Source organism: Pedobacter sp. (genome assembly GCF_035317785.1).
In the GTDB taxonomy this organism is placed as follows: domain Bacteria; phylum Bacteroidota; class Bacteroidia; order Sphingobacteriales; family Sphingobacteriaceae; genus Pedobacter.
The window spans coordinates 1-13,494 of the sequence record NZ_DATHGC010000248.1; the positions used below are offsets into that span (position 1 = coordinate 1).

15 protein-coding genes and 2 pseudogenes are annotated in these 13,494 nt (G+C 40.7%); 9 read left to right on the top strand and 8 right to left on the bottom strand.

Translation table 11 applies throughout. The features are described 5' to 3' along the window. From VK541_RS15350 to VK541_RS15365, 4 genes are all read right to left on the bottom strand, one after another. On the bottom strand, positions 1-349 hold a 349-nt coding region (locus VK541_RS15350), incomplete at its 3' end, for a DUF6807 family protein (protein WP_324371185.1). A 90-nt stretch (positions 350-439) separates the two neighbouring features. Next, positions 440-1,972 (bottom strand): GNAT family N-acetyltransferase, encoded by a 1,533-nt coding sequence (locus tag VK541_RS15355; RefSeq protein ID WP_324371186.1) that lies wholly within the window; start codon positions 1,970-1,972, stop codon positions 440-442. Positions 1,973-2,028: 56 nt separating this feature from the next. Continuing rightward, a complete protein-coding gene (locus VK541_RS15360; RefSeq protein ID WP_324371187.1) occupies positions 2,029-2,193 on the bottom strand; it encodes a hypothetical protein in 165 nt (54 codons plus the stop codon). A gap of 70 nt (positions 2,194-2,263) precedes the next feature. After that, entirely contained in the window at positions 2,264-2,614 is a 351-nt protein-coding gene (locus VK541_RS15365; protein ID WP_324371188.1) for a hypothetical protein, read from the bottom strand. Positions 2,615-2,723: 109 nt separating this feature from the next. Between VK541_RS15365 and VK541_RS15370 the strand changes: the two genes are divergently transcribed. The 3 genes from VK541_RS15370 to VK541_RS15380 all read left to right on the top strand — a co-directional run bounded on the left by VK541_RS15370 (position 2,724) and on the right by VK541_RS15380 (position 5,435). Next, on the top strand, positions 2,724-4,139 hold the full coding sequence (locus VK541_RS15370; protein WP_324371189.1) for a cellulase family glycosylhydrolase: 1,416 nt from the start codon (positions 2,724-2,726) through the stop codon (positions 4,137-4,139). 325 nt (positions 4,140-4,464) lie between these two features. Continuing rightward, positions 4,465-5,139, top strand: coding sequence for an ATP-binding cassette domain-containing protein (locus VK541_RS15375; protein WP_324371190.1), 675 nt, complete (start codon positions 4,465-4,467; stop codon positions 5,137-5,139). Positions 5,140-5,210: 71 nt separating this feature from the next. Next, the gene (locus VK541_RS15380; RefSeq protein WP_324371191.1) at positions 5,211-5,435 is read left to right on the top strand and encodes a CDGSH iron-sulfur domain-containing protein; all 225 of its coding nucleotides are present in this window, start codon (positions 5,211-5,213) and stop codon (positions 5,433-5,435) included. Here the strand turns inward: VK541_RS15380 and VK541_RS15385 are convergent. Further along, a complete protein-coding gene (locus VK541_RS15385) occupies positions 5,432-5,905 on the bottom strand; it encodes a DinB family protein (RefSeq protein ID WP_324371192.1) in 474 nt (157 codons plus the stop codon). The genes VK541_RS15380 and VK541_RS15385 overlap by 4 nt on opposite strands. A gap of 106 nt (positions 5,906-6,011) precedes the next feature. Here VK541_RS15385 and VK541_RS15390 point away from each other — a divergent pair, with 106 nt between their 5' ends. The 3 genes from VK541_RS15390 to VK541_RS15400 are packed head-to-tail and all read left to right on the top strand — an operon-like array spanning position 6,012 to position 7,516. Next, complete coding sequence (locus tag VK541_RS15390) at positions 6,012-6,485, top strand: group II truncated hemoglobin (protein ID WP_324371193.1); 474 nt, start codon at positions 6,012-6,014, stop codon at positions 6,483-6,485. Positions 6,486-6,506: 21 nt separating this feature from the next. Beyond that, positions 6,507-7,145 carry a Pr6Pr family membrane protein gene (locus tag VK541_RS15395; protein ID WP_324371194.1) on the top strand — a complete coding sequence of 213 codons (639 nt, stop codon included), beginning with the start codon at positions 6,507-6,509 and terminating at the stop codon, positions 7,143-7,145. Further along, positions 7,142-7,516: a DUF2784 domain-containing protein gene (locus tag VK541_RS15400; protein WP_324371195.1), complete on the top strand. Its 375-nt coding sequence runs from the start codon at positions 7,142-7,144 to the stop codon at positions 7,514-7,516. Before VK541_RS15395 ends, VK541_RS15400 begins: the two co-directional genes overlap by 4 nt. Here VK541_RS15400 and VK541_RS15405 read toward each other — a convergent pair. Further along, the gene (locus VK541_RS15405) at positions 7,509-9,800 is read right to left on the bottom strand and encodes a GH92 family glycosyl hydrolase (protein WP_324371196.1); all 2,292 of its coding nucleotides are present in this window, start codon (positions 9,798-9,800) and stop codon (positions 7,509-7,511) included. The two genes, VK541_RS15400 and VK541_RS15405, sit on opposite strands and share 8 nt — an antisense overlap. An 82-nt stretch (positions 9,801-9,882) precedes the next feature. Between VK541_RS15405 and VK541_RS15410 the strand changes: the two genes are divergently transcribed. Both VK541_RS15410 and VK541_RS15415 read left to right on the top strand, forming a co-directional pair. Next, on the top strand, positions 9,883-10,428 hold the full coding sequence (locus VK541_RS15410) for a GNAT family N-acetyltransferase (RefSeq protein WP_324371197.1): 546 nt from the start codon (positions 9,883-9,885) through the stop codon (positions 10,426-10,428). A 38-nt stretch (positions 10,429-10,466) separates the two neighbouring features. Further along, entirely contained in the window at positions 10,467-11,531 is a 1,065-nt protein-coding gene (locus tag VK541_RS15415) for a glycoside hydrolase family 5 protein (RefSeq protein ID WP_324371198.1), read from the top strand. A gap of 431 nt (positions 11,532-11,962) precedes the next feature. Here the strand turns inward: VK541_RS15415 and VK541_RS15420 are convergent, their stop codons facing one another. Together VK541_RS15420 and VK541_RS25850 are read right to left on the bottom strand one after the other, a co-directional pair. Continuing rightward, positions 11,963-12,430, bottom strand: coding sequence for a DinB family protein (locus tag VK541_RS15420; RefSeq protein WP_324371199.1), 468 nt, complete (start codon positions 12,428-12,430; stop codon positions 11,963-11,965). A 47-nt stretch (positions 12,431-12,477) separates the two neighbouring features. Further along, positions 12,478-13,067, bottom strand: a pseudogene (locus VK541_RS25850) (HPP family protein). Positions 13,068-13,203: 136 nt separating this feature from the next. Between VK541_RS25850 and VK541_RS15430 the strand changes: the two are divergent. After that, positions 13,204-13,494: pseudogene (locus VK541_RS15430) on the top strand (PhnA protein); the annotation flags it as partial.

A 13,494-nucleotide genomic window follows, 5' to 3' on the forward strand; every position in this document is an offset into this window, starting at 1 on the left:
CCCGTTTCCAGTAACCATTTCCCGGGTTGGCAAAATAGTTCCGGCCGTTTACACTGGTCAATCCCCAATATAAACCAGTTTGATGCTTATGGTGTTCAGGACTAAATTCTGTAAGTATACCTTTGCCGTCAGGAGCGGCAATCGGGTGTATGTACGGGCGAAAGTTTTCGCCCGCATTTTGTGTTAAAATAATTGCTTTGCTATCAGCTTTCAGGACAGAAATCGTTCCGGATTTTTCATCCTGATGAACTTCCAGCGCAACATCATCATTTTTAGAACCCGTCAAATATTTCGGAACGGCCCATAGGAGAAACAATAGGGTAATAAAAAGCAGAATTGATTTTAACATAACAACAGGCTTACATTTTGGTTACCCTAAATATATGGTTTAGAACCAATAAGCCAATTATTTTGTTGAAAATTTGTATAGACAAGTTGTTTAGTTGTCACTTTTCGGATCATATTCAAGCGGAAGCTGATCCCCAATTCTTTTACGACCCCAGAATCCCTGTATCAAAATATCCTTATAGTTTGCATAACTTCCTTTACTGTCAATCTTCCCATCTAATTGGAAAATTGAGCCCGTTTTCTCCAGATAGCGTGTTTCCGATTCACGTTTTGTCAGTCGTTCCGGCTCAGCGGCCTTTTTCTTGTCGAATACAGTAAAAAGACGTTTTTTGTATTTGAATGCGATAAAATTACTGTCTATCCGTTCAATAATCTGATCGGTGATTATTGGATTGGGATCAACTTCAAGCGGGTAACCAAAGTTCAGTATTGCATAAGTTAGAAAACCTTCTTTTCTGGTAGTATTCCTGTACAGTGCTCTCAGGTAATGCATCAAAGATCCTTCATAGGTTTTCTTTCTATTGGTTTTCCATTCGAGTTTCTGGACTTCGGTTCCTTCCATGTTTTCAAAAATCGACTCACCATCATAAATGGTTACCTCGGTTTTTGTATTGTACCTGAAGTTCCTGAGCAAATATTTAATTCGATAGCCCAGTTTAACGTTCTCTATGATAAAAAAATTACCGGAAGTTGCTTCAACCAAAGACTGGTTTGTAGAAAAGTCTATTACATCGGTATTTAATATTTTACAAGCTTTGGCATTTTCAGATTCTCCCATAAAATATTTCATAAATATTTTCAGAAAATTCTTTCTTTGCGAACCATCTCCGACCACAACGGTTTTTAGGTCAATGGCTTTTTGCAGAAGCGAAATATTTAAGGTTTCCGCTTTGTCAGCAATTGCAACATCTTTTTTTACTGATGAGTAACCCAGCATATTCACAACAACATGATAGGTGCCTGAACTAAGATTGGTAAAGGTAAATTCACCTTTAACATTTGTTGCCGTGATTTTTTGAGAACCATCAATAAATACTGTAGCAGCCTCTACGGGTTCTCCTTTAGCATTATTGACTGTTCCGGTAAGTGTAAAAACGTCTTGTGCCTGCAATTGGAAACTGCAAAGCAGCAGCAAAATAGTGACCAGAGTGCGTATCATTTTATGGATGTTGTAGTTCACGCCATTGTGAACTAAAGTATTATGCTTTTCTGTAATATATTCAAAACCCGCAGATTTATAGCATTTTATAGCCATTTGGTTCTTGTCCCATACCAGAAGCTCAATCTTGCTGCAGTTATAGAGCCGTTTGCACTCATCGGTCAGCATTCTAATAAAGTATTTGCCAAATCCCATGCCTCTGAGTTTCGAATCTCCAACCAGCACTCTTCCTAATCGGGGTATTCCGTTTTCCTGGGGTATGATCTCGCCAAAGGCAAAAGGGATGTCATTTTGTGAATACCCAATGTAAAAAGTACGATCGGGATGAAGTAACTGATAACTTAAGATTTGCTGTTCTGTGATGGGATATGAAAAGTCAGTGCCAGAAAATTGAAGTAATAACTCAGGGCTTGTGATCCATTTTTCTAAAAGAAGGAAGTCAGAAGAATCGTATGGTTTTAACATGTATAATATTTTGAGAACGATAGCTTAAATATAAAAAATTCTACATTTAATTTCACTCATTCATTTTCTCCATCTTCTTTTTCCTCTGCATATTCAATTTTGGCCCTGTTATTTAGCTTTGGCAGGATGGGGGGTGTTCCGGAAATACCAACACCAAAACACGCCAGTACGATCATAATGATCAGGCCGGTCAGGCGTAATGTTTTCTTTAATCGCTTCATGTAAAATAATTATCGGGCAGCACGGACGGCTCCCATTCCACTATGTCATATTATTTATCTCCTGTGGGGTTTAGAAAATATTGGAAGGGATATGTTGCCGCTCAGAAACGAGACGGACATCGTAAAACAAGGTGGTTTTTAGATAATTGAGCGTTTTCGTTAATCTTAAGTTTTCATTAAACTGAACACGTAAGAGATGGTTTGCGGCAAACAGAAAATCCTTGAAACTAAAGTTTATCCCCTGATTTGCATTGCCAGTTGTTTTGATAAACCGAAAGTAAGACAGCCTGGAGACGTGCTGCCTTTCCATGCTGCAAATTGTCTGTTCAGTAGATTGTGCAGAAAGCACATAAGCAGATTTTGCTGTTAAAGAAATCGAACCGGCAGTGATGTTGACAGTTATAAGAATTGTCAGCAGCAATTTCAGTGGATTAATGTGATTACGACTAAAAGATAAATTCAACATCGTTACAAAGATAACAGGATCTTATTCGTCATTTTATATAACTTTAATAAAACTCAAAAATCATATGGTTTTAAGAAACAAGTGTTCATGGACAGTAGCGGTAGCGATCCTATCTATAATGTCAGAGTCTGCACTTTGCCAGAATAGATCAATTGCCCTGAATGTTAAAAATTCGCATTATTTTACTTATGAGGGCAAACCCACTGTTTTAATTACTTCCGGTGAGCATTATGGTGCGGTTTTAAATCTCGATTTTGATTACATCACGTACCTCAATGAATTAAAATCTAAGCGTTTAAATTTAACCCGGACATTTACCGGAGCATATGTAGAACCCGCGGGAGCTTTTTCGATTAGCAACAATACGCTGGCACCTGTATCCGGGCGCTTTATTTGCCCCTGGAAGCGCAGCTCAATCCCAGGTTACAACGGCGGAGGAAACAAATTTGATCTCAGTAAATGGGATGATGCCTATTTTGCAAGACTTACAGATTTTGTTGCTCAGGCACAAAAAAGAGGGATCATTATTGAACTTGCTTTTTTCTGTCCTTTCTACGATGAATCACAATGGAAAATAAGTCCAATGAATGCGGTCAATAATATCAATGCCATCGGATCGATGGCAAGTAAGTTCGTTTATACCCTGGATAAAGGCGCAGATCTGCTGTCAGTTCAAAAAGACCTGGTACAAAAAATTGTTCATGAACTTAAAGATTATAAGAATCTTATTTATGAAATCTGTAATGAACCTTATTTTGGCGGGGTTAGCCTGGAGTGGCAATACCACATTGCAGACATCATAAGAGAAACAGAAAAGGATTTTAAGAATCCGCACCTTATCTCACAAAACATTGCCAACAATACTCAAAAGATCAAAGATCCGCATGCTGCTGTTTCTGTATTCAACTTTCATTATGCAACACCGCCGGTAGCTGTGGCCGAAAATTATAACCTGAATAAGGTCATCGGCGATAATGAAACTGGCTTTAAAGGCAATGCAGACGAAACCTACAGAATGCAGGGCTGGTTGTTTATCATGGCAGGCGGAGCATTGTACAATAATCTGGATTATTCTTTCACTATTGAAAAAGAGGACGGGACTTATCAATATCCTGCTACCCAGCCCGGGGGCGGAAGTGTTACATTACGAGAGCAGCTGAGCTATTTAAAGCATTTTATTGATGATCTTGATTTTGTTAACATGCATCCTGATGTTTCATTCATCACGGAGAAGTTTTCAAAGGATGCCCAGGTACAGGCCCTTGCCGAACCAGGTAACCAATACGGCGTTTATATCTATGGAGAGAAAAAAGTTGATCTGGAATTAGATCTTCCGGCAGGAAGCTATAAAATTGAATGGACAAATACCATCACCGGGCTTAAAGACAAAGCCAAAATACTTAAACACGCGGGTGGTCAGGTCAATCTCATGGTGCCAAATTATAATAAAGATATTGCGCTGAGTGTTAAACGCATTTAAAAAACATACCTTAGAAAGATGTATGCCCCAGGAGAAAGCAAAATATGAGAATAACCAATGGGTTATGGGTCTTTTATAAAAAATTAATCATACCCTCTTCAGCATTATCAGTTTGTTTGGGTTTGATGATGGGTACAGGCATGAAAATTATAAGTATGGCGGGATTTTCCTATATTTTTCTTACTCCGTTCTTCCATCTGATGATATATGATCTGACAAATCCAAAGGAATATTATTTCTATCATAACTTAGGCTTAAGTAAGCTCATGTTGTGGGTTGCTACAATAGCAAGCAGCTTAATCGCAGGTTTAATGCTGATGGCCATATGAATGGCTTGCACGTAGACAGTGTGACAAAAAACTTTGGCTTGAGACAGGTCTTAACGGATGTATTTATTTCCTGTAAAAAGGGAGAGGTCATTGGGCTCCTTGGCAGAAATGGTTCGGGAAAGTCTACTTTATTGAAGATCATATTTGGGTCTCTTAATGCCGATAATAAGTTTATCAGGGTAAATGGCAGACATTTAAAAAGCTTATATGATAATATTGATACCATTCAGTATTTGCCCCAGGATAGCTTTTTGCCCAAACACATCAGAATAGCGGATATTATAAAGATATTCTGTATAAAACATCAAGTCAGGAATCTTTTGGAACTTAGTTTAATCAAGCCACATCTTCGTAAAAAAAGCGGGGAGCTTTCCGGCGGCGAACAAAGGATCATTGAGGTTTTAATAATGATTTATTCTGAAGCGGAATATTTGCTGTTTGACGAACCTTTTAACGGACTCGGTCCGCTCCATGTCGAAATTATCAAAGACCTGATCAAAGCGCATTCTGATCGAAAAGGATTTATTATTACCGATCATGATTACCGCAATGTCCTGGATATTTCTACCGGAATCATTTTAATGCATGATGGCGGGACAAAAATCATTAAGGATAAAAATGATTTAGTGCGCTGGGGGTATTTACCTTCAAGTTCGCTCAGCAACGCATAATGTTTCTAAATTGAAATGAGATCGCATAGTCTCTTTGCATTGTTTTAGTTTTGGCACAAACTAACAAACAGATGTCAAAAACAAAACTTACCATCAATAACAACGGTTCTGTGAAAATAGAAGGCGATTTCGAGATTGTCGATAAAAGCGGGACCGTTTATGGCTTGCAGGGCAGAAACGTACTTTCCATTTGTCGTTGCGGACTGTCAAAGAATAAACCGTTTTGTGACGGCTCGCACAATGGGCATTTTGAGCATGAAGCTGTCGCTTTTGACCTTCCTCCAAAAAAAGTTTAAAATCTGATAATATCAGTATCCGGAGGGGTATGGCCCAGGAGCCTGCACATACTCATGATCTGTCCCTTATGGTGAAATTCATGTGTGGTCATGTGAGTGAAGACCGCCAGAATAGTAGCCTCTACATATCTGTTCCCTGATTTATAATTGGCTACAAGCTGCTCATATTCTTCAGCAAATTTGTCAAGAAACTGTTCGATAATCCTATCCGCGTCTTCAAAAAGCTTTTTGACCTCAGTCAATGACGAAAAACCCTGTTCATTATAAAACGTTCTATCCATTTTCATTGCGAAATTTCCTGCCCAGGAGAGATAGGTATTTACGATGTGCACCAGCGTCGCCGCGATTGTATTGTTATTAAATGCAGCCACCGGAATAAACACATCATTCTTTACTTCTTTTTCCAGAAATCGAAAAACTGCCGCTCTTGATCCTTTGATCAGATCATATTGGTTTTCAAGTAAGCTCATAATCCTAAACCGATTAATTGATACCGCTAATTTAGGAATTATTTGCTTTCCTGATTTCCTGCCATATATTTATCTTAGTAAGAACATATTATCAGACAAACCGATTATGCAAAAAATACCAACTTTATATGAATGGGCCGGAGGCAAGGAAGCTCTTGAGAACTTAACTGAACTTTTTTATAGTAAAGTCCTTAAGGACGAGCTCTTATATCCCGTATTTAAGAATATGGCAGGGGATCACAGCAAACATGTTGCTCATTTCATCGCAGAAGTATTCAACGGTCCTGCTTTTTACACAAAGGACGACAGCGGGAGCCACGCAAAAATGGTCGCTCATCACCTGGGCAAAATGCTGGACGAACAAAAACGCAAGCGCTGGATGGAACTGCTGCTGGAAAGCGCAGATGAAATTGGATTAGCATCCGATCCGGAGTTCCGATCTGCACTTATAGGCTATCTGGAATGGGGGAGCAGGATAGCTGTAATGAACTCCACGACAACAGAAAACCCGGTAAATGAAAACGAGCCAATGCCAAAATGGGGCTGGGGCGAAACAGGTGGCCCGTATATTCCTTACTAAGTAGAACTATACTAATTCACTATGAAAAAAAGAATTGAGCTGGTTTATAAAATTGTAAATGCACTGATGCTTTGGTTTGCGCTCATTCTCCAATTTTACATCTCTACGAGATTGTACCTGGAGGATGGTCGTTCAACTGCCGGGGCAATAGTTCAGATCATCAGCTACTATACCATACAAACTAACCTGCTTATTGCAGCAGCTATGACCTGTATTTTGATAAAACCTGGATCTAAATTGGGAAACTTCTTTTCCAGGACTTCGGTACTGACCGCCATTGCAGTCTACATTCTAATCGTGGGCCTCATCTATGCCACTATACTTAAAGGTATTTGGAAATTGGAGGGACTTTTTAAACTTACTGATTTTTTATTACATACGCTAAGTCCAATAGCCTATGTATTGTTTTGGATTATATTTGTGCCTAAGGATAAGATCAAATGGAAATCGTTGTTATCCTGGGCACTCTTTCCACTTTTGTACCTCATTTATAGCCTGATCAGAGGAGCGATCTCCGGTTATTATCCATATCCATTTGTAGATGCCGCAAAATTTGGATACGCGCAAGTAGCAATTAACGCTGTCGGGGTGCTTTTGTTATTTTTAGCAATCAGTTCACTGCTGATCGGTGTAGCACGGCTTTACCCTAAAAGATCATGATTCTGGACTATTTATTTACTTTGCTGCATTTGATCATCATTGGCTTTAATTTGCTGGGCTGGATATGGTCATCAACCAGGAGACTGCATCTTATATTTGTTTTGCTAACTGCTGCGTCATGGTTTTTACTCGGAATTTGGTACGGAATAGGTTATTGTCCCATTACAGACTGGCAGTGGCAAATCAAGGAAAAGCTTGGCGAAACCAATCTGCCAAATTCATTTATTAAATATTTTGCAGATAAGGTCACTCACAGCGATATTTCATCTGACCTGATAGATGCTGTAACTGCGATATCTTTTGTGCTAGCAGCGGCCTTATCAGTATATCTAAATTTTTTTAGGAAAAACAACCAACAGAAACTTAATTAGCTTTATCTGTCATATATAGCTCTAATTTTCCTCCTTTGACCACATCCTTAAAACTTATTTTATTTTCTTTGAGCATGCGGCCATTCAACTTCGCTGATTTTATATAGATGTTTTCAGGTGAATTGTCGTGGGCCTCAACTATAAATTCCTTCCCGGGATAATATTGGCTGTTCAATTTAATTCTGGCAGTCCTAAACAGCGGACTAGTGAGGTCCAGCGTTTGATCGGCAGATGTGCCGCCGTTCATTTCAAATAAGCCAAGTGAAGCCATCACAAACCAGGCACCCATCTGACCCTCGTCTTCATCACCATTCCATCCCACATACGGTGATGCATCATAAAAAGTGTCCAGTATTTTCCTGGTGTAGTATTGCGTTAAATGCGGCTTTCCCGCATAATTGAAAAGATAAGCCGCCTGCATGTTGACCTCATTGCCATGATTGATGTAGTATTCTGCAGATTGCCCTGTTGTCCGGTCCAGTGCATGAGCAGCAAATTTATGCTGTTCAGATTTTTCAAACCCATTTTCCAGTCTGGTTAAAAAGAGGTCCTTGTCAGTATATTTTATCAGTCCAGGAATATCATGAGGTACATAGAAGGAGTACTGCCACGAATTACCTTCTACAAAGTGTTTCACTGAAAAGAGATCAAAGTCCTTGATAAATGAGCCATCAGCCTTTCTTGGTACAACATATCGCAGCTTCGGTTCAAAAGCATTTTTCCAGTTTCCAGACCGCTTTAAAAAGAAATTGTAATCGTCATTTTTATTAACGAGCCTGGCCATTTGAGCGACACACCAATCATCAAAGGCATAATCCAGTGTCTTGGATGCTGCACCCTTTTCCACCGGTACATAGCCTTTTTTTGCATAATCCGTTATTTGAGGATTGCCCGGATGTCCGCCACCAACGGACTGCGGCTCAATCGCTACATTTTTCTTCATTGCACCATAGGCCGTTTCTGCATCTGTTTTAACTATTCCCTTTAAATAAGCACTGGTCATTAGTGCCATCTCATGCGATCCTTCCATGATACCTGAATATTCAATCCCGGTCGGGCCTTTAGAGAGCCATCCCGTTTTCTCATACATCTCAAGCTGGGTGCCCACCAATTGTTCAACCGTTTCCGGTGAAGTGAGTGTCCACAAAAGGTTTAAATTCCAAAATGTATTCCAGTAGGCGTCTCCACCTATCATTGCCTTGCGCTGTGCAGGCAATTGCTGTATATTTTCACTGGCATCGGTATATTTGCCGTTTACATCGCTCATGATCATCTTTCCCGTAAAGCACCGGTAGTAATTGGTGTAGAATTTTATCTTGTCTGTTTCTGAATCTCCCTCCACGTCGATCGTTTTCAGCACATCATTCCATACAGTCCGGTTGTGTTTCACTAAGGCGTCAAAATCCCAGTCAAACTCTTTCAGCTCGGTTTTCAAATTCAGTCTTGCCTGATCCATGTTTACAAATGAAATGCCTGTCCTGATCAGTACCTGTTCTTCTTTTGAAGTAGGGTAGGTCACATAGACCCCGATGTCCTTGCTCCCTGAGATCTCCTTACCTTCTGGTAGTTCTTTTTGATCAGCATATCCGTGAAAATCTTTAAACGGTTTGCTGAACTGCATCACAAAATAGAGTGTATACTCATTGAACCAACCTGAATAGGATTTAGCAAAACCTTCTATTTCTGTATTGCTGACCCTAGTGATCCTGGCGTCTTTTAGTTCATATGCATATTCCGCAGGGATATTAAGCTGTATCATTATACGATTGCTGCTGTCTTTAGGTAATGAATAGCGCTGAACCCCGGTTCTTTCAGTTGCGGTCAGTTCTGCTTTAATGTGGGAATCAATCAGATCCACTGCATAATATCCTGGGGATGCCTGTTGCCCGTCAGGTCTGTACCTGGAATGGTAACCTGCATTTGCCCCTTTAAACGGATCATCCGGTAAGCCTGGCTTCAAAGCCAGGTCACCATTGGTAGGCATGGTGAGTAATCCTGCCATAGTCCATCCGTGAATATGGCTGAAACCATGAATACTCCCTACAGAATATTCATAACCCCCTTGCCATACACTGCCTTGGTTATCAGGACTCAATTTTACCATTCCGTTGGGCATGGTCGGGCCGGGAAACAACATCCATCTCGAATTTGAAGTCCCTATAAAAGGATCAACATAATCGATTGGTTCTTTTTTCTGGGCCAGTCCGGTAAAAAATGTGGACAGTAAGATCAATGCCATTAATCCGGTTATACGTCTTACAAATTTAGCAACATGTGTGTACATTGTATTCGGGTTTGCTTTTATATGTTCATACAAATGTATTCTTTTTGCCTATAAAAAGTTAAAAATTCTTAAATTGTCCGGTATGAAAATCTATGCCGAAACTGACCGGATTATAATGAGAGAAATTGTAATGGAAGACGCGCCAGCGATGTTTGAAATGGATAGTGACCCGGAAGTACAGCGTTATTTACATAAAAATCCGATCCAGACCATAGACCAGGCTGTCAGCAGTATCAAATACATCAGACAGCAATATATCGACTATGGTATAGGCAGGTGGGCAATCATAGATAAAAAAACTAATCAGTTTGCTGGATGGGGCGGTTTAAAATTCCGCACGGATGAGGTAAACGGGTATACCAATTTTCATGACGTAGGATACAGGTTACTGAGAAAGTTCTGGGGACAGGGTTTTGCCACCGAGTCAGCAAAGGCAACTTTAAAGTATGCATTTGAGGAACTCGGTTTGAAAGTAGTGTATGCGCTCGCAGATATTGACAATAAAGCCTCCATAAACGCTTTGCGTAAGTCAGGACTTAAAATCACTGCCAGAATTGAACATGAAGGGATTTTGTGTGAATGGTTTGAAATACTGCAGGAAGAATGGCGCAGATTTAGTTATATTTAGTACAGTTTATAAATTCTGCGAACTATCTGACTATAAAAATGCAAAGAAGAAAATTCCTTCAGCTTGGCGTCGGCCTAACAGCTGCAACCCTCCTAACACCGGCTTTACTGGCGCAATCCAATACATTGAACACTTACAATAAATTGCCAAAGTGGCGTGGCTTCAATCTTTTGGAAAAATTTAATACCGAAGTCAATCAGCCCTTTAAAGAAGAGGACTTCAGGATGATGTCAGAATGGGGTTTTGATTTTGCCCGATTACCAATGTCCTATCATTGCTGGTCCAAACCAGATGATTGGATGAAAATGGATGAAAAGGTATTGAAGGAAATAGACCAGGCAATCACATTTGGCACAAAACATAAGATCCACGTCAATCTGAATCTTCACCGCATTCCCGGCTATTGTGTCAATGCACCGGCAGAGCCACTAAACCTGTGGAAAGACGAAAAAGCTTTGGAAGCTGCTGTTTTTCACTGGCGGCATTTTGCAAAACGGTACAAAGGCATCAGCAACAATAAACTAAGCTTTGACTTAATTAATGAGCCTTCCCAGGTCGAAGAACCCGATTATGTACGGGTAGTTACCAGTATTATCAATGCGATACGCAAGGAAGATCCAAAAAGATTAATCGTTATTGACGGCCTTCAGTATGGAACCAAACCTGTATTCGGCGCAGCAGGCCTGAATGTTGGTCAGAGCACCAGAGGCTACGGGCCAATGCAGGTCAGTCATTATAAAGCCTCCTGGGTTAAAGCCGACTGGGGTGTACCCACATGGCCACTGGATGCTGGAAATGGTGACCGCTGGGATAAGGAGCGGCTCAGAACAGAAATATTTGCGCCCTGGAAGAAACTTGAGCAACAGGGCGTGGGTGTTCACGTCGGTGAATGGGGTGCTTACCAGCATACACCGCACGATGTATCCCTTGCGTGGATGAAGGATAATCTTGAAATATTTAAAGAAAATGGCTGGGGATGGTCATTGTGGAATTTTAGAGGGAGTTTTGGGATTCTTGACAGCGGGAGAAAAGATGTTGAATACGAAACATACAACGGGCATAAGCTGGACCGGAAAATGCTTAGTCTGCTGCAGCAATACTAATTCTTTTCAAATCATATAAAGGACATTATTGCCAGCAGACTTAACATATTTATCACTTACCTGTTTATACTAAGGAAATTATGCTTGGCAGGTTTACTCAGATTATTATACATTTTACCACCAGCATTATCTTCCTCCAATCTTATCGAAGCGATACTATCGGTTAACCCTAAAATAACATAAATAATTTTTTTCATACATCCCTAAGGCCTAAAAATTCTATTTACCGGGATTGTTCTTTTTCCGAAAAGCAGCAGGATTGCTTCTGTCTGGTATCTGGTACTATTTCCGTTGTGTCTTCTCTCAGAGGTTATAACGGTGTTGCCAGATCATTTAGGTCTGTGGGACCTTCCAACCATCGAGCAACCACCTAGCAACGTCCTTAAGATGATAGACGGAATATAGCTGCAGGAGTGCTATTCAAAATTCTTTTATGGGTTTTCAATCCGACCCGATCTTTTGAAAAAGATATAATCGGTTCTTGCCGGTTCGAATCCATTTTTCTTCATATCCTGTGCGATCTGCGCCCTGTGATAGGTGCCGTGGTTGAATACATGCAAGAGGATATCCTGCAGGGAATCGCTGAAAACGACATTCTGGGTATTCTTATAGGTTATGTTTTTCGTCCCCTTTTGAGCGTCTGCCAGTGACTGTTGTATTCCTGCCGAAAATATATGTTGATTATTTTCACATTCTGTCAGACTATATTCATCCCAGACACCTACGGGGGACTGCGCTCCGTTAATCCTGCTTAGCCAAACTATCTGCGCATTGACGATGTGACAAAACAGGCGCAGGCATGATACAGGTACAGCTCCAGAATTTTGTTTGAATGAATTTAAAATCAGTTCGTTGGCCCAGTTGTTGTAAAGCCATAGTTGATGAATCGGATCAGACATGTTGGTATAAATTATTATGGTAAAGTTAGCAAACTAAAACCGTCTGGCTATACCTGTCGCCGGTATGTTCTTTTCCAGATCATGAACCAGGTTTTATTTCTGGGATAACTGCGATGTGATGTCGCGTTGTTGCAAATCATGGCTACCAGGAATAAGATGATCACTCCCGTTAGTACAGGACTCAGTATATAGAAATATCCCAGTGCCTGGATCTTGACTGATCCAATGTTTGCGATCAGCGCTGTAGCGCCTCCGGGCGGATGCAGCGTTTTTGTGATCCGCATCAGCAAATCGCCAGTGATACGGACAGAGCGGAGGTAAGCCATATTTCGCCTGGCACCGGCTTATGTACTGTGACTCCCACGAACGCACATACCAAGTGACCACCGATGAGGTTTCGTGGTTGTGACAGCGGACTGTTGATCGCCCCATAAATCAGCACAGAAGAAGCTCCGAATGAACCGATTAAGAAAAGGTTGTCAAACGCAGTAAGGTGGTAGCTATTTAAAAACCCGATAATACCGATGCCGAGAAAGGTGCCTATAAATGTCCAGAGATGTTCTTTGAAATCAATGAGCGTCTCCTTGTACATAATATATCTCGCCTTCCTGACATGCCGTCTGATTCTCTTTTTCATAAGTCGGCTGCAAAAATAGCATAATCAGCAGTTTTTTGCAATGGCGGATTTAAGATAGAGCAATGTATTAGAAACCGGGTGATTGGGAACACGATAGGGAATAGTTCGTATATTCGACGCCATTACCCATTAGGATATGAAACTGGAAGAACAACTGCTCAATAGAAGTGACAATAAATGTGAATTGTGTGCATCGTCGGAAAACCTTAGTGTTTATGAAGTACCTCCTCAAACGCAAAATACGGTAGAAGAATGTGTATTGGTATGCGGCAGGTGTTTGGCGCAAATTGAAAAGAAAGAAACACTGGATAATAAGCATTGGCAATGCCTGAGTTCGAGCATGTGGAGTGAAGTTCCCGGCGTACAGGTGCTGAGCTGGCGAATGCTGAACAGGCTTAGACAGGAAAGCTGGGCCATTGACAACCTG